Source organism: Microtetraspora fusca (assembly GCF_001570365.1).
GTDB lineage: Bacteria > Actinomycetota > Actinomycetes > Streptosporangiales > Streptosporangiaceae > Microtetraspora > Microtetraspora fusca.
Genome location: NZ_BBYK01000053.1, coordinates 61,959 through 86,038 on the forward strand (window position 1 = coordinate 61,959; position 24,080 = coordinate 86,038).

Genomic DNA, 24,080 nt, shown 5'->3' on the forward strand with positions numbered 1-24,080 from the left:
ACCTCCCCTACCCGAAAACAGCAGGGAGCCGAACGCCATGACCGGGCACGACAGCGGGGGATCGCTCCACCGCGGACTCAAACGACGGCACATGACCATGATCGGGCTCGGCGGCGTCATCAGCGCCGGCCTGTTCGTCAGCAGCGGCAAGGTGATCGCCGACACCGGCCCGGCGGCGCTGGTCGCCTACGCCCTGGGCGGCCTGATCGTCATCCTGGTGATGCGGATGCTCGGCGAGATGGCCGCCGCCCGGCCCTCGGCGGGCTCGTTCGCCGACTACGCCCGCACCGCGCTCGGCCCACGCGCCGGGTTCCTGGTGGGCTGGTGCTACTGGCTGTTTGCGATCGTCGCGGTCGCGTTCGAGGGCGTGGCGGGGGCCAAGCTGCTGCACTCCCTGTCCGGCGGCATCCCGGTGCTGCCGACGGCCGTCGCGCTGCTGGCGGCGCTCACCGCGGCCAATCTGGTCTCGGTGAGGCTGTTCGGCGAGACCGAGTTCTGGCTGGCCTCGACCAAGGTCGTGGTGATCGTGGCGTTCCTCGGCGCCGGGACGCTGTACGTCCTGGGCCTGTGGCCGTCCGACGGCGCCGGCGCCGGCCTCGCCACGCTGACCGAGCACGGCGGGTTCGCCCCCAAGGGCTGGGGCGCGGTCCTCCCCGCCCTCGTCACAGTGCTGTTCTCCTACTTCGGCGCGGAGATCGTCACCATCGCGGCCGCCGAGTCGGCCGAACCCGCCAAGGAGGTCGCGCGGGCCACCCTGCGGGTGGTCTGGCGAGTCCTGATCTTCTATGTCGGCTCGGTGCTGGTCATCCTGGTGGTCGTGCCGTGGAACCGCGTCCCGGCCAACGGCACCGACAGCCCGTTCGCCACCGCCATCGCCGAGCTCGGCGTCCCTGGCGCGGCGACCCTGATGACCTGGGTCATCCTGGTCGCGGTCGTGTCGGTGATGAACGCCGCGCTGTACGCTGCCTCGCGCGTCCTCTGCGCGATGGCCGCCCGCGGCGACGCCCCGGCCGCGGCGGCCCGGGTGCGCGCGTCCGGAGTCCCCGCGCCTGCGCTGCTCGGCGGCGCCGTGCTCGCGCTGGTTCTGATGGTCGCCGCTTTCGCGGTCGGCGACGACGCCTTCGACCTGCTGATCAACACGGCCGGGTTGCTGGTGCTGTTGCTCTACGTCTTCGTGGCGCTCAGCCAGCTGCGGCTGCGCCGCCGCATGGAAACCGAGTCGCCCGAGCTGCTCCGGCTGCGGATGTGGGGCTTCCCCTGGCTGAGCCGCGTCGTGGTGGCGCTGCTGGTCCTGGCGTTCGCCGCTGTCGCCTCGTCCGCCGAGGCGCTCCCAGTCGTCGGCGCGGTCTCCGCGGCCGTCGGCGGCACGCTCCTCGCCTACGAGATCAAGTCACGCCACAAGGAGGCCACCGATGCCGTTGCGTAGGACGTCGTAAATCAGCGGACGAGGCGTCGCCAGCAGATGATCGCTGCGGCGAGGGTCATGAGCGCTTCATGGATGTCGTCGGATTCTGGACGGCGGCGGAGGAGGCGTTCACCGACGGCGGGCCACACGCGTCGATAGAGGAGGTGGCGCGGCGCGCGCGCGTGGCGGTCGTCGTGCGTCGAGATCGCCTGTTGGCGGCTTGTCCGGAGCCTGCGGCGTGGAGGGGCGGGTCGAATGCGTGCTGCGCCCGGTTGCCGAGATCTGGAAATACGTACTAATCTCTAGGATTACTATGAATGAGGTAAATATCTACCGGCGTGACCCGGACGGCACCCTCTACGACCCCCGGGCCAGGGCCGCTATGGCGCAGTTCATCGGCGGCGACGGGGACCTGCTCGCCCTCGAGGCGAGCGCCGCCGTCCGCACCGCGTATCACGCCGTCGAGCGGATGCGCGCCCACGGCTCGGAGGGCAGAGGGGTCAGCGCGGGCGCTCTCGACGTGCTGATCCGGCTCAGCGGCAGTGACCAGGGGATCAGCATCGGCGAACTCGCCCGCGCCGGCGGGGTCAGCTCACGGAACGTCACCGGCTTGGTGGACACCTTGGAGCGCGACGGGCTGGTCCGCCGGGTCCCGGACCCGAAGGATCGCCGTTCGGTCCTCGCCGAGATCACGCCCGCCGGGCAGGCGTGGATCGACGCCTTCCGCAAGCCGTCGCAGCTCGCCATGCGGGCGATGTTCCACGGGTTCACGCCCGAAGAGCTGGTCGTCTTCCGCGATCTGTGCCTGCGGATGGCCGCCAACCAGCAGCGCCTCGCCGACCACCTTCGCCAGAACGGAACCCAGTCATGACTCTGACCGCTCAGGAACAGACCCGCCATGCCGTACGCGGCTATCACGAGGCCCGCTTCCGCGGGGATGCGGCCGGGGCCGCGGCGCACCTCGGGGAGCCGTTCCACTTCCAGAGCCCGTTCATCAGCTCGGACGACCGGACGGGACACCTGGCGACGTTGCCGGGATTCGTGTCGATCGTGACCGGGGTCGATCTCATCAGTGAGCTGTACGGCGAAGCCGAGGCGACTCTCGTGTACGACGTGCACACCACCACACCGGCCGGTACGCAGCGCACGGCCGAGCACTTCCGCCTGGAGAACGGCAAGATCGCCTCGATCATGCTGGTGTTCGACGCCTCGCCCTGGCAGTCGATGAAGGCCCACATCGAGCCGTGAAGTAACGGGGGCGCTCGTCGCGCGCGGAGCCACTGCCGGCCACGGTCATCGCGTCGGACCTGGACGCCGGAGCCGGGTGCGGCCGCCGCGAGCCCGGGCCGTATTATCGGCGGCTCGGACATCCGATGATCCCGCATCCGCGGGACGCCGCGGACGGGACGGTCGCCCCTTCGGCGCGTGACGCCCGGCGAGCGGCACGAGCAGGAGGGGGACGATCGGTGCGATCGGGCTGGACGCTCGCCGTGCTCCTGTCGGCCTGGTTCATGGCCCAGTTCGACTTCTTCGTGGTGAACGTGGCCGCTCCCTCCATCGAGCGTGAGCTGCAGGCGGGGCCCGCCGCGCTGGAGCTGATCGTGGGCGGGTACGCCTTCACGTACGCCGCCGGCATGATCACCGGCGGCCGACTCGGCGACCGGTACGGCTACCGGCGGATGTTCGTCTGGGGCGTGGTCGCGTTCACGGTGGCGTCCGTCCTGTGCGGCGTCGCGGCCACCTCCGCCCAGCTCGTGGCCGCGCGGTTGCTGCAGGGGTTGGCGGGCGCCGCGATGGTGCCGCAGGTGCTCGCCATGATCTCCGTCGTCTTCCCGCCGCACGAGCGGGCCCGCGCCATCGGCTGGTACGGCGCGGCCGGCGGCCTCGGCTCCATCGCCGGACAGGTGCTCGGCGGCCTGCTGCTGACGGCCGATGTGTTCGGTCTGGGCTGGCGGATCGTCTTCCTGGTCAACCTGCCGATCGGCCTGGTCGTCGTGCCGCTCGCCGCGCGGCTGCTCCCCAGGGCCGAGACCGCTGATCCGGCCAGGCTCGACCTGCTCGGCGCCGCCGGGCTCGCCACCGGCCTGGCCCTGCTGCTCGTGCCCCTCGGCCTCGGCAACAGCGCGGGCTGGCCCGCCTGGACGTGGATCTGCATCGCTTCGAGCGTCCCGGTGCTCGCGCTGAGCGGGCGTTGGCAGTACGTGCTCGGGGCGCGCGGCGGCCGTCCGGTGCTGGACCTGGCCCTGCTGAAGGTCCACTCCTACCTGGCCGGCGTCGGGGCGATCACCGCGTTCATGGCCTACTTCGCGTCGTTCATGTTCACGCTGACGCTGCTGCTCCAGGGTGGACTCGGCCTGAACGCGCTCCAGGCGGGGCTTGCGTTCGCGCCGATGGGCGTGGCCTTCTCGGTCACGTCGCTGCTGGGGAGGCGGCTGGTGCGACGGTACGGGCTGATCGTCGTCGTCTGCGGCGGGGCCGTCACGGCGCTCGGACTCGCGCTGCTCGTCGCCGGGGCCGGGCTCGGCCTGCCGTACGTGATGGTCGCGCTCACCTGCGTGGGCCTGGGCAACGGCCTGGTCCTGCCGCAGCTCATCGGCGCCGCGCTGGTCGAGGTGGCGTCGCACCAGGCGGGCATCGGGTCGGGGTTCCTGACCACGATGCAGCAGTTCGCCGGGTCCGGCGGCGTGGCCGTGATCGGAGCGGTCTTCTTCGCGGTAGGGGAGGGCGGGCGGCAGGTCCAGGCGATGCGCTGGTCGGCCGCGATCGACCTGGGGTTGATCCTGCTGGTGATCGCGATGGTCGCGTACGCCGGGCGCCGGGCCGCCCGGATCGCGCGCCGGGCGCCCTCCACCGCGGCCGCGACCCGCGGCGCCTGACGTCGGCTCGACCGGGTCACCCAGTTCCAGGAGAACGACGCCCGGAACGGCCGGCGAGTGTCAGGGCACCAGCGCGGCGAGCGTCCCCCACGTCGCCGCCGCGCCGGCCGCCGCCCCGGCGACCGCCTGCGCCGCCGTGTGATCGCCGAGCCGTACCCGCCCCCACGCGATGACCGCGACCAGGAGCCCGCCCACGAGATATACCGGCAGGGCCGGCCAGATATGGGCGAGGAACACCACGCTGCCGGAGGCCACCGCCGTGTGGAAGGAGATCTTCCACCAGTGGGTGACCGGACCCACGATCGCGAGCGTCGCGAGCATCGCCGCGACGGCGGCCACCATCACCCGCGGCGCGCCCAGGGCGGCGAGCAACAGCAGGGTGACGACCACCAGAGCGACGATCACGCCGATCAGCCATGGCCGCTGCTTCCGGTCGCCGATGTGCCGGTCCGTGAACCGGCCCGACCGTACGCCCGCCCAGATCACCACGGCGGGGATGCCTCCGCACAGGCCGGAGGCGACCGCGCCCCATGCGACGCCCGCCCAGCCGTTCGTCGTGGCACCCACGACGAGCGGCAGCCCGATCACCAGAGGGGCGGGCGCGAACACCTCCGTCACCGCGCGCGCCGCGACCCGGCCCTGCCTCATCCGGCGTGCTCGGCGAGCAGTCCATCGGGTTCCTGTGGCTTCATCCGTCCCCCTCACCGTCACGCGTCCTATCGATCTTCCTGCGGCACCTTATTACGGGGGTCGGCTGGAATGCGTGGGAAAGGGACAGCGGCTTCGGTCGGGTGGCGGAGGTGGTCACTTCGCCACCCGACCGGCCTCCTCGCACCTACTCGATCAGCTCGATGGCGGCCGCGGGGCAGACGGCGGCGGCCTCACGGACGGCGGCGTGCCGGTCCGCGCCGGGCTCGGGGTCGAGCAGGACGACGATGCCGTCGTCGTCGCGCTGGTCGAACACCTCCGGCGCGAGCAGTACGCACTGGCCGGCGCCGCAGCACTTGTCTTCGTCGACGGTGACCTTCACCGCGGGTTCCTCTCTGTCCGGACGGGTAGGGCGGCGCCGGCTCACCAGCGGACCGGGACGGTGCGCAGGCCGCCGACGGCCAGCCCCTCCACCCGCTCCGTCGCGGAGCGGCTGGGCGTGTCGCCGGCGGCGTTGTCGTTGTACGGGCAACGTGCGCAGACCCGCTCGGACCATCTGGCGCAGGCCGCCGAGTACCTGGAGTGGAAGACCGCCCCGGCGGGTGGTCAGGCGATGAAGGAGCTGGAGCAGTTCCTGCTGGATCGGGCGATGGAGCACGACTCGCCGACGCTGCTGTTCAACCTGGCGCGCGAGTATCTGATGGCGGCCAAGGTGATCCGGCCCGGCGCGCTGGTCCTCGCCAAGATGGTCGGCACGGCCCGCAAGGGCGCCTCCGATCTGACCTCGCAATTGGTGGGGCACCTGCTGACGGAGGAGGTCCGCGCCGACCTGGAGCGGATGCTGCTGGTGGATGCGGGGCTGGGGATGACCCGACTGGAGTGGCTGGTCAGCCCGGCCCGGGATGCCTCGGCGACCTCGGTGAAGACCGCGATCGACAAGCTGACCTGGCTGCGCGCGATCGACGCCCACCAGATGGATGTGTCGGTGCTGCCGAACGAACGACGCCGGTTCCTGGCCCAGGTCGCGCGCCGCTCGACGAACCAGGGCCTGGAGCGGCGCAAGGAGCGCAAGTTCCCGATCCTGCTGGCGTTCGTGGCCCAAGCCGCCATCGACCAGCTCGATGAGGTGGTGGCCCTGTTCGACCAGGCCGTCTCGGCGCGGGAGTCACGGGCGAAGTCCAAGACGGACGAGGCGCTGATCGAGCGGGCCAAGAAGGGCGAGACACGGCAGCTGCTGATGGAGGAGATCCTGCCCGCGCTGGCCGACCCGTCGATCCCCGACGATGAGGTGGGCGGGATGCTGCGCGAGCGGATCGGCATGCAGCGACTGCGGGAGATCACCTCCGATGCGTGGAAGCCGCTGCCCAGGGATCACGGTCGGCTGTCGGAGCTGGAGCCCTCCTACACCTACCTGCGTCAGTTCACCCCGATCGTGCTGGCCGCGATCGACTTCCAGGGCGGGCCGGGCACGGGCGAGCTGATGGAGGCGGTGGCCCTGTTGAAGGAGCTGAACCGGACCAGTGGCCGCAAGGTGCCCGCGGGCGCGCCGACCGGCTTCGTGCCCGCAAAGTACGCCGACTACCTCGACAAGGCCCGCAAGTCCGGCGAGGACACCGCCTACCGGCATTACTGGGAGCTCTGCGTGATCTTGTGCCTGCGCGACGGGCTGCGCAGCGGGGATGTGTTCGTGCCCGGCTCGCGCCGCTACGCCGACCCGGCCACCTACCTGTACACCCCCGAGCAGTGGACGCCCAAGCAGGCCGAGTACTGCCGCCTGGTGGGCAAACCCGCCAACGCGACCGACGCGCTGGAGCAGGGCAAGCAGGAGCTGCACGCCGCCCTGGCGGAGCTGGAGCAGACGCTGGCCGGCGCCTCATCCGACGACGCCGGCACGGTCCGGCTGGATGAGGAGGCGCATCTGGTGGTACCGCCGCTGTCGGCCGAGGACGTGCCGGCAGAGGCCAAGCAGCTGAGGGACGAGCTGGCCGCGATGCTGCCGTTCGCGCCGATCGCCTCGCTGCTGATCGAGCTGGACGCCCGCACCGGCTTCCTGGACTGCTTCACCCACGCCGGCGGGCGCAAGCTGGCCACATCGGCGGAGACCAAGCGCAACATCCTCGCTGTGCTGATCGCGATGGCCACGAACCTGGGCCTGGCACGGATGTCGGAGGCATGTGGGGTGTCGTATGACGTGCTGGCCTGGACGATGGAGTGGTACGTGCGGGAGGAGACGCTGCGCGAGGCCAACACGGTCATCGTCGATCACCACTACCAGTTGGAGCTGGCCAAGGTGTTCGGCGGCGGCACCATGAGCTCATCCGACGGCCAGCGTTTCCCGGTCCGGGGTAAGACTCTGACCGGCCGGAACATGGTCATCCACGGCGGTCAGGTGCTGTCGACCTACACCCACGTCTCGGATCAGTGGTCCACCTACGGCACGAAGATCATCGTACCGACGGCGCGGGAGGCGCACTTCGTCCTGGACGACTTCCTCGGCAACGCGACCGACCTGCCGATCGTCGAGCACGCGACCGATACACACGGCGCCACGCTGATCAACTTTGCACTGTTCGACCTGGTCGGCAAGGCCCTCACCCCGCGGATGCGGGACCTGACCCGGGTCACCCTGGTGCGCGACGACACCCCGACCGAGATCGCCAAGCGCTACCCGCATGCCGGGCCGCTGCTGGGCGCGCGCTGGAATGAGGACCTGGTGGCCGACTGCTGGCCGGACCTGCTGCGGATGGCCGGTTCGTTGAAGTACGGCCAGGCCACCGCGTCGCTGATCGTCGGCAAGTGGTCGGCCGCCTCCCGGCAGAACACCCTGGCCGCCGCCCTGAAGGAGTGGGGAATGCTGCGCAGGACCGTCCACCTCGCCAAATACCTGTCGGACCCGGCCTTCAGGAGGAAGATCTCGCGGCAACTGAACAAGGGCGAGAGCCTGCACGCGCTGCGACGCGACCTGCACTATGCCCAGCAGGGCACCATCACCCGCCCGCACCTGGAACAGCAGACCGAGCAGGCGTGGTGCCTGACCGTCTTGACCAACTCCGTGGTCGCCTGGACGACCGAATATTATTCTCGGGCGGTGCTGGAGTTGCGCTCGCAGGGCCGGGACGTGCCGGACGAGATCCTGTCGCACATCTCGCCCGGCCACAGCGACAACATCAACTTCTTCGGCGTCATCAACGTCGACGTCGAGGCGGAACTGGCCAAGCTCGACACCAGCGGATGGCGGCCGCTGCGGCCCGCGCAACTGCGCGAGATGGGGCTGACGCCCTGATCGGCCCTGCGCCGCGCTCCATGCAGGGGGATGGCACAGGCGGTTGATCTTAGGGGGTGGCCTGCGCCGGGCGCGGGCCACCCCCTAACGCTTGCGGCCCGGTCCGGGTGAGCGGCCTGGCCAAGCCGTACGTGCTGGACGACGCCACGGCGGCGCGGGTGAAGACCGTGTTCTCCCAGACGGCCGCCGACAACGAGCTACTCGCCAGGCCCGGCCTGGCGGGCGCGCAGGGCGCGGAGCTTGTGGCGGTTGCCGCAGCGTTCCATCGCGCACCAGCGGCGGGCGCCGGGGCGGGAGGTGTCGACGAACACCAACGGGCAGTTGTCGCTGGCACACTCGCGGATGCGTTCGGCGAGCGGCCCGGACAGCAGTTCGATCATCTCCCGTGCCAGGGTCGACAGCGCTTGCGTGGCCCGCACTGGCGGCGCCCATCCGGCGGTGGTGCCGTCGGCGGCCAGTTCGGGGATCAGTGGCGCCGCGGTCGCGGCCCGGTTGATGATCGCGATCGCTTCGGCGGGCATGGGGCGGCGCGCCGCCCGGGCGTGGGCCGCGTCCCAGATCGCCTGGCGCAGGGCCTTGGCCGTAGTCAGCTCGCGGGCGGTCACGGTGGCCGTCATGACTGTCACTAGTGGCGGCTGGGCCAGCCACTCAGCGAGGTCGGCAGGCTCGTGGAGGGTCTCGAATATCGCGTATTGGCCCTCGCCGCCCGTGTGGGCGAAGTCGAGGCAGACGGCGCCGGCGTCGAACCGGAACGACCCGCCCTTGGGGTCGTGCAGCACCCGTCCGGTTGCGTTCACTCGCATGACACCACTATAACTGGTGTCACAACGAAACCTCTATAACTGGTTTCAGCATCTAAGGGGGAAGTACATGGGCGTACGGCACATCAACCCTGAGGGGCTTCATCGCAGCCCGGCCTTCAGCCAGGCCGTCGTGGTCGAACAGCCGGCGAAGACGATCTACATCGGCGGGCAAAACGGCGTCGGCGCCGACGGCAAGGTCGTCGGTCCCACGGTCGGGGATCAGGCCAGGCAGGTATTCCGCAACCTCGCGACCATTTTGGAGAGCGAGGGGGCGAGCCTGGCGAACATCGTGCACTGGCGCATCGCCGTGGTCGACGGTCACACGTTCGACGAGGGTGTGGCCGCCTTCCAGGAGGTGTGGAACCGGGCCGACCCGCCGCCGGCCATCACGGTCCACGTCGTGGCCGGCTTGGGCCCCGGGTTCCTCGTCGAGATCGACGCCGTCGCCGTCGTGTAAGACCCCCGCCGGCGCGGGCTATTTCTAGGGGCGGGACCATCCACCGGTCGTCGGATTGGCCAGGATTGATGCTGAGTGCGATCCAACAGCGACGACCGGATGGAGAGCATCCGTCAGCATGCGCGCTCCGGACCCGAGGCGGCAGATGCCCGTCCGGCGGGCGGTCGAGCCGCTGGTCCCGCTTCCGGCCCCGCGCTCATTCGCTTGGTGTGACCCAGGACGGTTGCTCCGGCAAGCTCGTGCGCTGGGCCCGCGCCCGGCTGCGGCTCATGGTGTCGGATCGTGAAGCGATCCGACACCGCTGCTGCTTTCGCGACTACTAACGACTTCACATCACGAAGCCATGGTCCCGCTGGACCATTAACGAGATCTCGGATCATGACGAACGCAACTGATGCACCACCGTCCGGGCCGAGCACCGTCCAGCCGCCCGCCCCCGTCTGGCCGATCGTCGGGCTGGTCTGCCTGGCGCAGTTCATGATGGTCCTCGACGTGTCGATCGTCAACGTCGCGCTGCCCGCCATGGAATCCGACCTCCGCCTGGGTGCGGAGGGGCTGCAATGGGTGGTCAACGGCTACATCCTCACCTTCGCCGGGTTCCTGCTGCTGGGAGGCCGGGCGGCCGACCTGTTCGGACGCAGGCGCACCTTCGTCGCAGGCCTGGCCGTGTTCGCGATCGCCAGCCTGGCCGGCGGGCTCGCCACCACGCCGGAGTTGCTGATCGCCGCACGGGCGATCCAGGGGCTCGGTGCGGCCGTGGTCGCCCCGGCCACGCTGACGATCCTCACTACCGCGATCCCCGCCGGGCCGGCGCGGGCCAGGGCCATCGCCACCTGGGGCGCGGTCGGAGCGGCTGGCGGGGCGGCGGGGTCGCTCGCCGGCGGGCTGCTCACGGACTACCTGTCGTGGCGCTGGATCCTGCTGATCAACGCGCCGATCGGGGTGGTCGCGATCGTCGCCGCGCTGCGCCTGCTCGCCGAGAGCCGCGACGTCAGTACCCACGGGCTCGACCTGACCGGTGCGATCACGGTGACGGTGGGACTGTCTGCGCTGGAGTTCGGGGTGCTGCAGACCCCCGCGTACGGCTGGGGTTCGGCGCGCACGCTGATCCCGATGGGGGTGGGCGTACTGGCGCTGGCCGCGTTCGTCCTGGTACAGGCCAGATTCGCACGGGCGCCGCTGATGCCGCTGCGGATCTTCCGAGCCCGCTCGGTGTCCGGCGCGCTCCTCGTGCAGTTCCTGCTGGGCGCCGCGGGCTTCGCGGTCTGGTACTTCCTGTCTCTCTACATGCAGCAGGTACTGCGCTACAGCGCGCTACAGACGGGCCTGGCGTTCCTGCCACACACCCTCGCCATCATCGTCGCCTCCAAGGCCACGCCGCGGCTGGTCGGCCGGATCGGCCTGCGTCCGCTGCTGGCCGTAGGCGCGCTGATCTCGGCTGCGGGTTTCGCCTGGCAGGCCACCATCACACCAGAAAGCGGCCTGCTCACCGGCATCGTGCTGCCGGGCGTGCTCATCACCGGCGGAATGGGCCTCACCTCCGCGCCGATCGCCATGGCCGCCACGGCCGGAGTCGGCCCCGGCGAGGCGGGGCTGGTCTCCGGCATCCTCAACTCCTCCCGCCAGGTCGGCGGCTCGCTCGGCCTGGCCGCGCTGACCACCCTGGCCGCGGCCCACACCGGCGCGCCGACCTCTGGGTACGCCATGGCGTTCTGGGTCTGCGCCGGCGTCGTAACCGCCGGGGCGGCGGCCGTGCTCGCTCTGCCGAATACCTCGAAGGAACGTGCCTGATGCGCGCAATCGTCGTCAAGAGAAGTGCGGCTAGCGTCGCCGCGATCTTGCCGGTAGGCGAGGCGGTCAGTTACTGGGAGCTCTCTGAGAAGGAACTCTTTGATCTCTGGCGGACAGAATCGGTCCGCCATCTCTGGCAGAGCGGGTGACATGGACGTGGCAAGCGGTGACGAGCGGGGCACGACGGAGCGGGTGCTCGCCCTGCTCGGGCTGCTGCAGCAGCGTCAGGACTGGACCGGCCCCGAGCTCGCCGACCGGCTCGGGGTCACGCCGCGCACGGTACGGCGTGATGTCGGGCGGCTGCGCAGGCTCGGCTATCGGGTGCATGCCGGCCAGGGTGTCGGCGGCGGCTACCGGCTCGGCCCGGGGCAGGAGCTGCCGCCGTTGCTTCTCGACGACGAGGAGGCGATCGCCACTGCGGTCTCGCTGCTCGCCGGTGCGGGTGGCGCGGTCGCCGGCGCCGGCGACGCCGCACTCCGGGCATTGACCAAGCTTGACCGGGTGCTGCCCACCCGGTTGCGGCACGAGGTGCGCGCGCTCTCCGGTTCGGTGGAGCCCTTTGGCGGAGGGCGTGCGCCGGCCGACGCCGTCGAGGTGTTGATGATGCTGGTCAGAGCCTGCCGCGATGAGGTCGAGGCCGGCTTCGACTACCCGTCCGGGAGCGAGGTGCGTCGGCGGCGGGTCGAGCCCTACCGCCTCGTCGCGTCCGACCGGCGCTGGTACCTGCTCGCCTACGACCTCGATCGCGACGACTGGCGCAGCTTCCGCATCGACCGGATGACCGAGGTGTCTGTACGGACCTGGCGCTTCCGCCCACGCGCGGCGCCCGACGCGGAGGCTGCCGCCCGAAGGTACTCAGAAGCGGAGGGGGAGTTCTGAGCTATTTGTCGTCGGCAGAACGTCGTCCTGATTACTCGGCCGTTTGGCAAGGGGCGGAGAATCCCATGGCGGGCACGGGGTAGCGTTCACGCTCCGCAGTGTGACACAGAACTCCAATTATCTGTCACACTGACAGTCGGCGGGTCGCGTCAGCCCAGCTCAGCATCCAACGCCGCGACCGCGACTCGGCAACATTATGTGTCACATCGCCTCGGAGGAGGACGGCCCCATGTCCGTCGTGGCCTTCCCCTGCCAGCCGAGCCAGCCCGACCCGGCCACCGACCCGACGACCGCGGCCGCCGTCGAGCGCTTTCTCGACTCCCTCACCTCGGCCACCACCCGCGTCGGCTACGCCGAGACCCTCGCCCGGCTGACCGCCGTAGTCGGCACGCAGCATCTCGTCGCCGCGCTGGCCCCCGAGCACTACGCCGCGGTCATGGACCGCTGGCACACCGCAGCCGCCGCGACCTGGAACCGGCACCTGTCCGCCTTATGCTCCTTCACCGCCTGGGCCCAGCGCCAGGAACTGCTGGCCACCAACCCCGCCCGTCGGCTGGAGCGCCGCAAGAGCGCCCGCCGCGGCGACCGCGCCATCCCGCGCACCCGGCTGGACGCGCTCTTCACCGACCCTGCGCACGCCCTGCGCGAGCGGGTCCTGTGGCGGCTCTTGTACGACACGGCAGCCCGCGCCGAGGAGATCCTCACCCTCAACGTCGAGGACCTCGATCTGGAGTTCCGCCGCGCCCGCGTCACCAGCAAGGGCGGCACCGTCGAGTACGTGCACTGGGCCACCACGACGGCCCGGCTGCTGCCCCGCCTGCTGGGTGGCCGCACCACGGGGCCGGTGTTCCTGGCCGACCGGCGCGCCCCCGCCTCCGGCCGCCGCGCGCCGGCGGCCGACGACATCGACCCGGTCACCAAACGCGGCCGACTGTCCTACCCGCGCGCCGAATACCTGTTCAAGACCGCCTCGGCCACGCTCGACCCGCACCGCCAGGGGCGGACCCTGCACCAGCTCCGCCACTCGGCGCTGCAGCACCTCGCACAAGCCGGCCGCACCGCGCCCGAACTACAGGCCAAGAGCCGCCACCAGCACCTGGCCAGCCTCGGCCGCTACGTCCGCCTGGGCGAAGAGACCTCCGCCCGCATCACCGCCGAAGCAGACCCCGCCCGGCGCCGCCGCATCCGCTGAAATCAAGCCCCCATCACGATGACCTCATAGGGTCACCCGTCGGCCACGCCAGCAGCGTCTGATCATCATCGGGATCACGCTGGAGTCGGTAGCCGACCTTGCGCAGCGCCTCCTCATAACGGGCCAGTTCCCGCACCGCGATGTCAGCGTCGTCGGCGCAGGCGATGGCGAACGGCGCGCCGTCCTGCCCACCCTCGACGACGAACCCGCCGTGGCGCTCGCTGAACTTCCGACTGCCCGCCTTGCGCAGCACCGTGCGGATGACCTCCGCGTCCCGATCCCGCACCGTCCACAACGGCCGCCCGCCCGCGCCGTACCCGAATTGAGGGTCGTCGTCGCTCATGGTCCACACCGTAAGCGAATCGAGACCTTAGTCATTGCTGCCCAGGACCACCGCAGGTCAGAGGCTACTTCGTTGGAAATTTCTTCATTACTACCGGGACCCCGAGTCGTGCCGCGGCGGGCGGTCGCGGGTTCGTGCCTACGGGTGGAGGAGCACCTTGATGGCGCGGCGCTCGTCCATCGCCTTGTAGCCGTCGGCGGCCTGGTCGAGGGGCAGCTCGAGGTCGAAGACCCTGCCGGGGTCGATCTTCCGGTCCCAGATCAGGTCGAGCAGTTCGGTCAGCTCGTACCTGCCCGCGATCAGGGCGCCCCGTTCCACCTGCTACCTCCGGTGACCCTGTCGAGCAATGCTTGAGACCTGTGGATCGGCCGGGAAGGGGGCCCGGCTGCGGATCAGGGCCGTCGACTGCCGCTGCCTCATCATCCGTCAGGAACTCCACCGGCATAACCCGCAACGTAGGGCGAACCCACCATCACCTCACCCACAGCGGCCAAACCGTTACAAGATCCCGACCAGTCGACGCCCACCCAGGCCCTGTTCTCCCGAAGCTACGGTGAAGTGACAAGTAGCTCTCTGTAATCAGAGTGACGCTCGGTCAGGAGCAGCGGGGCGGGGTCCAGGGACTTTCGCCGACCTGGAGGGCGGCGAAGTCGGCGTGGGCCTGTTCGACGGCTTCCGGGTATGCCTCGCGTTTGGCACAGGTAGCAGGTCACCTGCTGCCCGCCGATCCGCACCGTCACATCACCGAAGTCGACCTCTGCCTCGGCGCCGGGTCGATGCGTCTGGGGGATGTAGGCCTCGACCGGTCCCCGGCCGGCCTCCACCCGGATCTGTGGGCGGCGCTCGGCGACGTAGCGGAGCACGATCCCATAGGACACCTGCGCACCGTGCTCGTCCACCAGCCGATCAAAGATCCGCTTGACCGTGTGGCGCTGCTTGCGTGGCGCATCCAGTCAGCCCCCAGCATGGCATCGATCACCGGCTTGAAGGGGTCCAGCAGCGACGCACGCGGAGCCATCTTCTTCCGCGGCCGCGGCCACGCCGACTCCAAAGCCTTGCGCACGGTCGGATGCGAGACCCCGTGCTTGCGCATCACCGCGCGGATCGACAGGCCCGCCCGCACATCACGCCGGAGCGCCGCATACAGCTCGGTCTTGGACTGCCGCGACATCCAGCGCCCCTCACGGTGGGTGACACACCAGACGCTCCCACAGCGGCCCAACGCCACCCCGGCGGAGATCGCGTTCGCGCGCCTCTGGCGGGACATGCCGAAGGTGGTGTTCTCATCGACGATCGACAAGGTCGACTGGAACACCCGCCTGGTCACCGGCGACGCGGTCGCCGAGATCGCCCGGCTCAAGGCCGAGGACGGCGCCCGATGGACATCGGCGGCGCGACGCTCGCCGGGGCGGCCATGCGGGCCGGGCTGATCGACGAGTACGCGCTGGTCGCCGCCCCGCCGGCAACGCCGGCGGGGCGGTGGTGTTCGCGTTGCCGCGTTGGTGTTCAGCTGGTCGGGGTGCTCACTCCGCGGTGACTTCGGTAACGCCGGCCCGTGCGCTGGACTCGTCGACGATGGGGACTTGCCTGATCACATCGTCGCGGGCAGGCCCAGCCATGGTTTGTCGGTGGCGTCGAATCCGGTGAGCTCGGCGATCTTCCCGTCGACGATGTGCAGGACCGCGATGGTGAACAAACGGTATTCCGGGTCGTCGGGGGTGCGGAGGTACAGCGCGGCGGCAGGCATGCGGTTGACCGTCGTGGCGATGCAGCGCCAGTCGTCGTAGCCGCGCTGGAAGAGCCCACTGGAGACCCAGCCATCCACCGCGTCCTCGGCCGTGACGATCAAGGTGCCCGGGTCGGGCAGCATCGCGAAGCGCAGATCGTCGCGCAGCAGGGCCATCAGCCCGTCGTACGTGAAAGTGCGTGAAGAACAGGGATCCGGCGCTAAATCCTCACGTCAGTGTGAGAGTCAAGCCGCTGCGTCACGCAGCGACAGGTCTCGGGCTTGCAGAGATCACGGTCTCCAGTGCGTCGACCGAGGTGCGCAGCGTGTCGATCCGCTCAAGGAGTTCGTCTCGTTCGGCGACGAGCTCGTCGTAGAGATCGGAGCAGGTCAGCGCGAGGCCGTCGTCGTGCTGGGTGAGGCAGGGCAGGATGCGCTCGATCTTGCGGGTGCTCAACCCGGCGGCCAAGAGCGCTCGGACGCGTTGCACGCGGATCACGTCGGCCTCGTCGTAGACGCGGTATCCGCTGGGCAGTCGCGTCGGTTGGAGCAGGTGCTGTTCCTCGTAGTACCGCAACGACCGGATGCTCACCCCGGCACGTCGCGACAACTCACCAATCCGCATCCCGACTCCTTTCGGACTTGACTCTCACGTCCATGTCAGACTTTAGCGTCGAGGGCATGTCCGCTCCTTGCTCCACCTCTGTTCCGCCGGTCGGGGTGCCACGCCTGCTGTCGTTCGCGTTCGTGCTCGGTGCCTTCGCGCTGGGCACCTCGGAGAACGTCATCGCCGGCGTCCTACCGCGCCTGTCCGAGGCATTCGCAGTGCCGGTTTCCGATGTGGGGCTGCTCGTGACGGCCTACGCGGGAACCGCCGTGATCGCCGGCCCGGTGCTTGCCCTGCTGACCGCACGGATGCCGCTGCGCAGACTGACGATCACGGCAATCGTCGTGTATGCCGCCGGAACAGTGCTGGCGGTCTGTGCTCCGACGTACCCGCTGCTGATGGCGGCCAGGATCGTCACCGGAGCACTGCACACTCCGGTGCTGGTCGCGTTCATGCTCACCGCTCTCCGCCTCGCACCAGCAGAACAGCGCGGGCGTACCGTCGGGCGCATCACCTTGGGCCTCGGCGTCGCCACGGTGATCGGGGTGCCCATCGGCAACGCCCTGTCAGAAACCCTCGGGTGGCAATGGACCTTCGCTCTCATCGCCGTCCTCGTCGGGTTCACGCTCCTGATCGTGTTTGCCGTCTTCCCCGACGATCGCACCCCGCGCGGCGAGACTGGCCGGCGATCACTGCGCGTCCTCACTCGCCGATCGGTGAACGGTGGAGTCGCAATGAGCGCACTGGCTGGGTTGGGCGCGATGACCCTGCTCACCTTCGCCGTGCCGTTCCTCACGAACACCGGGATCAGGGAGAAAACAGTTGCTCCGCTGCTGCTCGTCTACGGTGCGGCCTGTCTTGCGGGCAACGTTCTCGGCGGCAGGCTCGCCGACCACGGCCTCAGCAAGGCCCTCACCATGACGCTCACCGGAACCGGCCTCGCCCTACTCGTTGCGGGCCTCATCAGCGGGAGCACAGTGGGGGCGGTCGCGGGCTTGGCATTGGTCGGATTGACCTACTTCTCCACGTTCCCGCCCTTGAACACCTGGATCGCGACCCACGCAGATGGCGTCGCGCCCGATCTCGCCCTCGCTGTCAACAGCTCCGCGTTCAACATCGGAATCGCCGCCGCCGGATGGCTCGGCGGCACCACCCTCACTGCCGGGCTCAGTGCGGCACACCTGCCTTACCTCGGTCTCGGTGCCGTGATCAGCGCTGTTGTCGTCTCGATCCTGCTGCGCTCTGATCGTGAAGCCCCGGCCGCTCGATCACAGCCGCCGAGGCTCCCCGAGCATGATCAACCTTGTTGAGAACTGGCTGATCGGCTGATCAGGACTCTGCATCGGGCCTCTCACCAGCCCAGATCAACGCCGTTTGGGGCCTATGACAGCGTTCATGCCGACACCCCATGATGGGCCTCGCGGTCGTTTCGCATGATCAGTTCGTGGCAGAACGGATCATTACGGGACGACCGCACTCATGTGCGGATAGTTACGTAAGCGAGATCACGTACGTCAAGCCACAAGGAGCCTGCGCAACAGCGAGTGATTGCTCCACAGAGAAAGCGTCAGAGCCCCCACCCCGCTGATGCCGCTCGCTGAAAATTCGCAGAGCGCCAACACCCCTAGGGTAGATCAGATGCCCCCCGCTTTCCGTCGTTACGTCACCGCCGACGGCTTCAGCCAGTTCGGCACCCAGGTCACGCGCGTGGCCCTCCCGCTGGTCGCGCTGCTGGTGCTCGACGCGGGCCCGTTCCAGCTCGGCCTGCTCAGCGCCGCCGAGATGATCGGCTTCCTCCTCTTCGGGCTGCCCGCCGGCGTGTGGGTCGACCGGTTGCGCAGGAAGCCCATCCTGGTGACGGCCGACGTGCTGCGCGCAGTGTCCCTGGCCTCCATCCCGATCGCCGCGCTGTTCGACGCGCTCACGCTGGCGCAGCTCTACGCGGTCGCCGTGATCGTCAGCATCGGCACGGCCTTCTTCGACGTCGCCCACCTGAGCTTCCTGCCCTCCATCGTGACCAAGGAGCAATTGCCCAAGGGCATCGGAACCCTGGAGTCCGTGCGCAGCCTCGCCGTGCTCTTCGGCCCCGGGCTCGGCGGCTGGCTCGTGCAGGCGCTCACGGCGCCCATCGCCATCGTGGCCGACGCGGTCAGCTACATGATCTCCGCCACCTTCCTGGCGACCGTCAAGGCCGAGGAGACCCCCTCCGGGGGGCGCGTGAGCCTCATGGAGGGCCTGCGCTACGTGCTCGGCCACCCCATCCTGCGCCTGATCGGCCTCGTCGGCGCCATGAACATGTTCATCAACGGCATCTGGGCCATCGTCCAGCCGTTGTACCTGGTCGACGAGCTGGGCGTGAGCGCGACGGCCTACGGCCTGATGATCTCGGGCGCGGGGGCCGGCGGCCTGCTGGGCGCGCTCCTCGCGCCACGCGTGATCGCCCGCTACGGTCACGGCCCCACGATGTACGGCACAGCCGTTCTCATCATCCCGCTCAACGTGCTCGTCGCCTTCACAGGACCAGGCTGGCGGCTCGCCCTCTACCCGATCGGCATGGCGCTCATCTTCCTGGTCGCGGTCATGTACAACGTCGCCCAGGGCAGCTACCGCCAGGCGATCTGCCCAGAAGCCCTGCGCGGCAGGATGAACGCCAGCCTCCGCTTCCTCATGTGGGGTTCGCTGCCGCTCGGCGGTGTCGTCGGCGGCCTGCTGGGCGAGGCGGTCACCGTTCACCAGCTCCTGTGGATCGCCTGCCTCGGCACCGCGGCGGCCAACCTACCCTTCGTGCTGGCTCCCGCCGTACGAAAGCTCAAGATCACGGACGACGGCGGCCGTGTGGACGCCGACGCCAAGGAGGACAGCCGCGCGTAGGTCGTCGGGGGTGTCGACGTCGCGCCTGACCGAGTCGATGTCGTCGAGCCGCAGCTCCTTGGCGCCGCCCGCGAGGTGCTTGGCTCTCGACTCGCCGCCGAAACGCGGTGTGAACGGCGTGCCGGTGTAGAAGGTCGTGCCCACGTCGAGCGCATCGGGGACGAAGGCCTGCTCGAACTCCTCTGCCGCCTGAAGCACCCGGGCCAGCTCAGCCGGGCGCAGGGCGGGCAGGTCGGCCTGCAGCGCGCCGATGAAACCTTGTTGAGACCTGACTGATCGGCTGATCAGGACTCTGCATCGGGCCTCTCACCAGCCCAGATCAACACCGTTTGGGGCCTATGACAGCGTTCTTACCGACACCCCACATATGCCACCGCCGGCTCTCGGCTTTCGTCCGGCGACGGCTGTATGGCCGTATGCCGTGCCTGCTTATGGCAACAACGAGGAAACCGGCTTCATCTCGCGCGCGGGAGGTCCGGTTTATCGGGGGGACAACCTCCCCCCTCCTCCCTCGCCCGATACATACAGTGAAGGCGTGGACAACCGAGACGAGATCCGCGACTTCCTCGCCACCCGGCGTGCCAAGATCACGCCTGAGCAGGTCGGGCTACCCTCCGGAGGACGCCGCCGGGTGCCCGGACTCCGACGCGAGGAAGTCGCCGTGCTCGCCGGCGTGAGCACCGAGTGGTACACCCGTCTCGAGAAAGGCCACATCACCGGCGTCTCTGACGACGTCCTCAACGCCGTGGTCCGAGCCCTCCACCTCGACGACGCCGAACGCGCCCACCTGTTCGACCTGGCCCGCGCCGCCGGCCCCGGACACCCCCTCCAACGACGCCCTGCGACTCCTCGCCAGCTGGGCCGTCACCCTCGACCACACGGACAACCGGCCACGCAGGCAGACCGAGCAGCGCCAGGACACGGCCGTGAACACCAGGCGCAGCTGACGGCCTCGGCCGCCCCGCGATCTCGAAGCGACCCGCGGCTCAACCGGACGGGGTGGACGATTTGTCGGTCCGGACCAGGGGCGGCGTGAGTTTGACGGCGAGGCTGGTGACCACGGCCCCGACGGCGGCGATGCCGACGGCGATCAGGATGTCGTACAGGCCGTCGAAGTCGAAGGCGAAGAAGTCACGTACGTACGGCACGGCGAGGGCGGCCACGAAGAGCCCCGCCATGGCCGCGACCAGACCCAGCCGCCACGCGGTCCCGGGGCGTACGACCATCACGAGCACCCACCAGGTGACCAGGAACAGGGTGATGACGGCGGACGTCTGGTCCTGTTCCAGTGAGGACTCGGGGAGGTGCGCGGCCCAGAAGGACGCGAGCACCGCGGCCGCGCATGCCACGCCTGCCGGTACGGCGAAGCGCAGCACCCTCGGCACGAACCCCGGCCGGGCCCGCTGGATCGTGGGCGCCAGCGCGAGGAAGAAGGCGGGGACGCCGATGGTGAGCGCGTTGACCAGGGTGGAGTGCCGCGGCGCGAACGGGAAGGCCAGCCCGGTCAGCCCGGTGAGCAGCGACAGCGTGAGCGCGTAGAAGGTCTTGGTGAGGAACAGGTTCGAGACGCGCTCGATGTTGGCCAGCACCCGGCGTCCCTCGCCGACCAGGTGGGGGAGTGTGGCGAAGCGGTTCTCCATCAGGACCACCTGCGCGACCGCCTTGGTGGCGGGGCTGCCCGCGCCCATCGCGATGCCGAGGTCGGCGTCCTTGAGCGCCAGCACGTCGTTGACCCCGTCGCCGGTCATCGCCACCACGTGGCCGCGTGACTGGAGCGCGCCGACGAACATCCGCTTCTGGTGCGGGGTGACCCGTCCGAAGACCGTGTTGGAGTCGAGGATCTCGGCGAGCTTGTCGGGGTCGTCCTCGGGGAGGGTACGCGAGTCGACCGCCCTGTCACCGCCGGGGATGCCGAGTTCGGTGGCGATGGCGGAGACCGCCTGCGGGTTGTCGCCGGAAATGACCTTCACGGTGACGCCCTGCTTGGCGAAGTAGGCCAGGGTTTCCCGGGCGTCGGGGCGCAGGCGCTGCGCGAGCGTGACGAGCGCGACGGCCTCGGCGTCCTGACCGTCCAGGCCGGGCGCGCGGCAGAGGGCGAGCACGCGGGCGCCGGTGGCGGCGAGGTCGCTCGCCCTGGCGTACGCGGAGCTGTCGGGGTCGATGAGGACGTCCGGAGCACCGAGGAGCCACGCGCCGTGGCCGTCGAAGTCGGCGCCGCTCCACTTCCGGGCGGAGGAGAAGGGCATCCGCTCCCTGGCCGCCCACCCGGGCGGGGCCGAGGGGTAGCGGGCCTGGATGGCCTGGGCGGTGGGATTCGGTCGCGGGTCGGCGTTGGCGAGGGCGGCCAGGGCGTCCTCGACCGGCTCGCCGTCGCGCAGGGGCAGCACCTCGTCGAGATCCATGCCGCCCGCGGTGAGGGTGCCGGTCTTGTCCAGGCACAGGACGTCCACCCTGGCCAGGCCCTCGATGGCGGGGAGTTCCTGCACCAGGCACTTGCGGCGGCCCAGGCGGACGACGCCGACGGCGAAGGCGATGCTGGTCATCAGCACCAGCCCTTCGGGGATCATGGTGACGATGCCGGCCACGGCGCCGGTGATCGCGGCGCCGAAGTCGGCGTGGTGGCTGACCTGGCTGTAGATCAGCAGCGCGCCGATGGGGACGACCAGCCAGGTGATGTATTTGATGAAGCGGGTGACGCCGTCGCGCAGCTCCGAGCTGGCCAGGGCGAACTTGCTGGCCTCGGCGGTCAGGCGCGCGGCGTAGGCGTCCTCGCCGACTCTGGTCGCGGTGAACGCGCCCGAGCCCGCGACGACGAAGCTGCCCGACAGCACCTGGTCGCCCGGCTCCTTGTGCACGGGATCGGCCTCGCCGTTCAGCAGCGACTCGTCGACCTCCAGCCCCTCGGACGCCACGACCTCGCCGTCCACCAGCAGCCGGTCGCCGGGCCCGAGCAGGATGAGGTCGCCGAGCACGATGTCGCGCGGCTCGATCTCCCGCTCCGCGCCGTCCCTGCGCACTCTGACCGGGGCCTCGTTGACCACGGCCAGGCGGTCGAGGGTCCGTTTGGCGCGGAGCTCCTGCACGATGCCGATCAGCGAGTTGGCCACGATGACCAGGCCGAACAGCCCGTCCTTCCACTCTCCGAAGATCATGATGAGCAGCCAGAGAACGGCGATCACCAGGTTGAACAAGGTGAGGACGTTGGCTCTGACGATCGCGCCGAGAGATCGGCTGGATCTGCGCGGCACGTCGTTGCGTTTCGACGTGGCGACCTGCGCTGACGTGAGCCCGTCCAATCGATCCCCCCATAAGCACCTGGATTCGGCAGATCTCAAGGCTAGGAGACGCGCGGGGAATTCGGCGCGACGACGATCAGATTCCTCCACGATCGCGCAGCTCGGACGGCTTCGCCCGACCGCGATGTGCTTCATCCCATACTCGGCCGCGCCGTGATCCGCCCGGTCTGCGCCGCCGTCGCGGGTCGATCTCGGCCCGCGCCGCGTCCCGGCACGAGCACTGATATCGTCCGGAATGGAATGTTCCCCCGAGCAAGGGACGTTCCGCCACCGAAAGACCGCTCGGCGGCCGACCCCCTGCAGTGTCGGTAACAACCCCGGTCGAAGCCCACCATGACGGTGAGCTCCTCCGGGCTCTCCGTCGCCACCTGGACGGAGACCATGAAGTCCTATCTGAACGTTCTGGCGACACCGGGGGCCTGGCGGTTCCTGGCGCCCGCGCTCGTCGCCCGTCTGCCCTTCGCGATGGTGCAGATGGGCGTTCTGCTGCTCGTGCGGTGGTCCACCGGTTCGTACGGCGCGGCGGGCCTCGCCGCGGCCGCTGCCGCCGTCACGCAGGCCCTCGCCGGGCCGCAGACCGGACGGCTCGCCGACCGCCACGGCCAGGCGCGCGTCCTGGTGCCGCAGACCGCCGTCCACGCGCTGGCGCTCGGCGCGCTGCTGATCCTGGCCGCCGCGCACGTCCCCCTCCCGCTGCTCGTGATCACCGCCGCGCTCGTCGGCGGGTCGGCGCCGCAGGTCGGCGCGATGGTCAGGGCCCGGTGGGCGCACCGCCTGGGCGGCGCCTCCACCCTCAACACCGCCTTCGCCGTCGAGTCCATCACCGACGAGCTGACCTTCACCTTCGCGCCCGTGCTGCTCGTGGGCCTGGCGACCGCGTACTCGCCGGTGGTGGCGCTGCTCGTCGCCCTCGCCCTGAGCGTCGTGGGCACGCTGCTCTTCGCCGCCGTCCGTACGGCCGCGCCGGAGCCGCGCCCGGCACGCGTACGTTCCGCAGGCGGTGTCCTGGGCCTGCGCGGCGTCGCCCTGGTGGCCGTCGCGTTCCTCGCCATGGGGTCGGTGTTCGGCAGCCTCCAGGTCGGCGTGACCTCGCTGACCGCCGAGCTGGGCCGGCCCGGACTGGCCGGAGCCGTCTACGGCACGCTCGGGGCGGCCAGCGCCGTCGGCGGGTTCCTCTACGGGGCCGTCAACTGGGCGGTGAGCGCGAGGGTCAGGCTGGTGACCGGCCTGCCCCTGCTGGCCGTCACGATCCTCGCCTTCACCTTCGCGGAGACCGTCCCGCTCCTTTACGCCGCCGCGGCGGTGGCGGGGTTCGTCATCGCACCCGTGATGATCACCGGCTTCACGATCATCGAGGGACTGGTCCCCGACGGCGTACGCACCGAGGCGTTCACCTGGCTCATCGGGGCCAACGGCCTCGGCATCGCGGTGGGGTCGCTGGCGGCCGGGCAGCTCGTGGACCGCTTCGGCGCCGCGGTGGCCTTCCTCGTTGCCCCGGTGACCATCGGGCTGGCGGCGCTGCTGCTGCTCATCCGGCTGGGCAGCCTTCGCCCCCAGATCGTGGCGGCGCCGAGCAGGGAGCACGTGTCCCTGTAACGACGTGCCCCGCGGTCACGCCAAGGCGGCCACGTCCAGGACCGCCTTGCCCGCGATACGCCGGTCCCAGGAGCGCGCGGGCGGCCCCGGCGACGCGCTCCCAGGAGCCGTGCCAGTCGACCTCGGGGGAGAGCCTCCCGGCCGCCACGAACCCCAGCAGGGTGGCCAGGTCCGGGCCCACCTCGTGGATGTCGCCGAACGTGCTCATCGTCTTGCTGGTCCATCGGAGCTCCCCAATAGGCGACTGATCGCCGGGCGGTGCGCCCGCCGCCGAGAGGTTGTACGCGTTCCGGCTGGGAAACCGTCG

Annotated in this window: 20 protein-coding genes and 3 pseudogenes; 14 read left to right on the forward strand and 9 right to left on the reverse strand. The window is 70.1% G+C overall.

The genetic code is table 11. The annotated features are described in order from the left end of the window. Window positions 1-37: 37 nt before the first annotated feature. The 4 genes from AWQ68_RS22825 (at window position 38) to AWQ68_RS22840 (ending at window position 4,281) form a co-directional block, all read left to right on the forward strand. Window positions 38-1,426, forward strand: a complete 1,389-nt coding sequence (locus tag AWQ68_RS22825) for an amino acid permease (RefSeq protein ID WP_084464303.1) — start codon at window positions 38-40, stop codon at window positions 1,424-1,426. 292 nt (window positions 1,427-1,718) lie between these two features. Continuing rightward, window positions 1,719-2,276, forward strand: coding sequence for a MarR family winged helix-turn-helix transcriptional regulator (locus AWQ68_RS22830; RefSeq protein WP_066943433.1), 558 nt, complete (start codon window positions 1,719-1,721; stop codon window positions 2,274-2,276). Next, entirely contained in the window at window positions 2,273-2,653 is a 381-nt protein-coding gene (locus AWQ68_RS22835; RefSeq protein WP_174554134.1) for a hypothetical protein, read from the forward strand. The genes AWQ68_RS22830 and AWQ68_RS22835 overlap by 4 nt, the downstream gene beginning before the upstream one ends. Window positions 2,654-2,871: 218 nt before the next feature. Further along, entirely contained in the window at window positions 2,872-4,281 is a 1,410-nt protein-coding gene (locus AWQ68_RS22840) for an MFS transporter (protein ID WP_218006986.1), read from the forward strand. Window positions 4,282-4,341: 60 nt separating this feature from the next. Here AWQ68_RS22840 and AWQ68_RS22845 read toward each other — a convergent pair whose 3' ends face one another. Then, the gene (locus tag AWQ68_RS22845) at window positions 4,342-4,929 is read right to left on the reverse strand and encodes a hypothetical protein (protein WP_066943437.1); all 588 of its coding nucleotides are present in this window, start codon (window positions 4,927-4,929) and stop codon (window positions 4,342-4,344) included. 187 nt (window positions 4,930-5,116) lie between these two features. Next, window positions 5,117-5,311, reverse strand: coding sequence for a ferredoxin (locus tag AWQ68_RS22850; protein ID WP_066943439.1), 195 nt, complete (start codon window positions 5,309-5,311; stop codon window positions 5,117-5,119). A 60-nt stretch (window positions 5,312-5,371) separates the two neighbouring features. Here AWQ68_RS22850 and AWQ68_RS22855 point away from each other — a divergent pair, with 60 nt between their 5' ends. After that, entirely contained in the window at window positions 5,372-8,212 is a 2,841-nt protein-coding gene (locus AWQ68_RS22855; protein WP_066943441.1) for a Tn3 family transposase, read from the forward strand. A 197-nt stretch (window positions 8,213-8,409) separates the two neighbouring features. Here the strand turns inward: AWQ68_RS22855 and AWQ68_RS22860 are convergent, their stop codons facing one another. Then, complete coding sequence (locus AWQ68_RS22860; RefSeq protein WP_066943443.1) at window positions 8,410-9,015, reverse strand: CGNR zinc finger domain-containing protein; 606 nt, start codon at window positions 9,013-9,015, stop codon at window positions 8,410-8,412. Between the two features lie 67 nt (window positions 9,016-9,082). Between AWQ68_RS22860 and AWQ68_RS22865 the strand changes: the two genes are divergently transcribed. The 4 genes and pseudogenes from AWQ68_RS22865 to AWQ68_RS22880 all read left to right on the forward strand — a co-directional run bounded on the left by AWQ68_RS22865 (window position 9,083) and on the right by AWQ68_RS22880 (window position 13,334). Beyond that, window positions 9,083-9,472: a RidA family protein gene (locus AWQ68_RS22865; protein ID WP_066943445.1), complete on the forward strand. Its 390-nt coding sequence runs from the start codon at window positions 9,083-9,085 to the stop codon at window positions 9,470-9,472. Window positions 9,473-9,850: 378 nt separating this feature from the next. Further along, on the forward strand, window positions 9,851-11,263 hold the full coding sequence (locus tag AWQ68_RS22870; RefSeq protein ID WP_066943447.1) for an MFS transporter: 1,413 nt from the start codon (window positions 9,851-9,853) through the stop codon (window positions 11,261-11,263). A 150-nt stretch (window positions 11,264-11,413) separates the two neighbouring features. Next, window positions 11,414-12,097 (forward strand): annotated as a pseudogene (locus AWQ68_RS22875) (helix-turn-helix transcriptional regulator); the annotation flags it as partial. Between the two features lie 274 nt (window positions 12,098-12,371). Beyond that, window positions 12,372-13,334 carry a tyrosine-type recombinase/integrase gene (locus AWQ68_RS22880; RefSeq protein WP_084464305.1) on the forward strand — a complete coding sequence of 321 codons (963 nt, stop codon included), beginning with the start codon at window positions 12,372-12,374 and terminating at the stop codon, window positions 13,332-13,334. A 13-nt stretch (window positions 13,335-13,347) separates the two neighbouring features. Here AWQ68_RS22880 and AWQ68_RS22885 read toward each other — a convergent pair whose 3' ends face one another. Both AWQ68_RS22885 and AWQ68_RS22890 read right to left on the reverse strand, forming a co-directional pair. Continuing rightward, entirely contained in the window at window positions 13,348-13,677 is a 330-nt protein-coding gene (locus AWQ68_RS22885; protein WP_157545601.1) for a hypothetical protein, read from the reverse strand. A gap of 138 nt (window positions 13,678-13,815) precedes the next feature. Beyond that, window positions 13,816-13,959: pseudogene (locus tag AWQ68_RS22890) on the reverse strand (IMP dehydrogenase); the annotation flags it as partial. Between the two features lie 935 nt (window positions 13,960-14,894). On the opposite strand from AWQ68_RS22890, the pseudogene AWQ68_RS45990 reads away from it, so the two are divergent. Beyond that, window positions 14,895-15,154: pseudogene (locus AWQ68_RS45990) on the forward strand (dihydrofolate reductase family protein); the annotation flags it as partial. 114 nt (window positions 15,155-15,268) lie between these two features. Here AWQ68_RS45990 and AWQ68_RS22900 read toward each other — a convergent pair. Together AWQ68_RS22900 and AWQ68_RS22905 are read right to left on the reverse strand one after the other, a co-directional pair. After that, the gene (locus AWQ68_RS22900) at window positions 15,269-15,580 is read right to left on the reverse strand and encodes a sigma-70 family RNA polymerase sigma factor family protein (RefSeq protein WP_066943454.1); all 312 of its coding nucleotides are present in this window, start codon (window positions 15,578-15,580) and stop codon (window positions 15,269-15,271) included. Window positions 15,581-15,662: 82 nt separating this feature from the next. Next, window positions 15,663-16,028: a MerR family transcriptional regulator gene (locus AWQ68_RS22905; RefSeq protein WP_066943456.1), complete on the reverse strand. Its 366-nt coding sequence runs from the start codon at window positions 16,026-16,028 to the stop codon at window positions 15,663-15,665. A 32-nt stretch (window positions 16,029-16,060) separates the two neighbouring features. On the opposite strand from AWQ68_RS22905, the gene AWQ68_RS22910 reads away from it, so the two are divergent. Together AWQ68_RS22910 and AWQ68_RS22915 are read left to right on the forward strand one after the other, a co-directional pair. Then, window positions 16,061-17,320, forward strand: a complete 1,260-nt coding sequence (locus tag AWQ68_RS22910; RefSeq protein WP_245656046.1) for an MFS transporter — start codon at window positions 16,061-16,063, stop codon at window positions 17,318-17,320. A gap of 328 nt (window positions 17,321-17,648) precedes the next feature. Beyond that, window positions 17,649-18,881 (forward strand): MFS transporter, encoded by a 1,233-nt coding sequence (locus AWQ68_RS22915; protein ID WP_066943458.1) that lies wholly within the window; start codon window positions 17,649-17,651, stop codon window positions 18,879-18,881. Here the strand turns inward: AWQ68_RS22915 and AWQ68_RS22920 are convergent. Then, a complete protein-coding gene (locus tag AWQ68_RS22920) occupies window positions 18,786-19,079 on the reverse strand; it encodes a glycosyltransferase family protein (RefSeq protein WP_306306815.1) in 294 nt (97 codons plus the stop codon). The genes AWQ68_RS22915 and AWQ68_RS22920 overlap by 96 nt on opposite strands. 169 nt (window positions 19,080-19,248) lie before the next feature. Here AWQ68_RS22920 and AWQ68_RS46370 point away from each other — a divergent pair, with 169 nt between their 5' ends. Continuing rightward, complete coding sequence (locus AWQ68_RS46370) at window positions 19,249-19,917, forward strand: helix-turn-helix domain-containing protein (RefSeq protein ID WP_444543172.1); 669 nt, start codon at window positions 19,249-19,251, stop codon at window positions 19,915-19,917. Here AWQ68_RS46370 and AWQ68_RS22930 read toward each other — a convergent pair. Then, window positions 19,868-22,129, reverse strand: a complete 2,262-nt coding sequence (locus AWQ68_RS22930; protein ID WP_245656047.1) for an HAD-IC family P-type ATPase — start codon at window positions 22,127-22,129, stop codon at window positions 19,868-19,870. The genes AWQ68_RS46370 and AWQ68_RS22930 overlap by 50 nt on opposite strands. A gap of 381 nt (window positions 22,130-22,510) precedes the next feature. Here AWQ68_RS22930 and AWQ68_RS22935 point away from each other — a divergent pair, with 381 nt between their 5' ends. Then, window positions 22,511-23,773: an MFS transporter gene (locus AWQ68_RS22935; protein WP_157545603.1), complete on the forward strand. Its 1,263-nt coding sequence runs from the start codon at window positions 22,511-22,513 to the stop codon at window positions 23,771-23,773. Window positions 23,774-24,080: the final 307 nt, after the last annotated feature.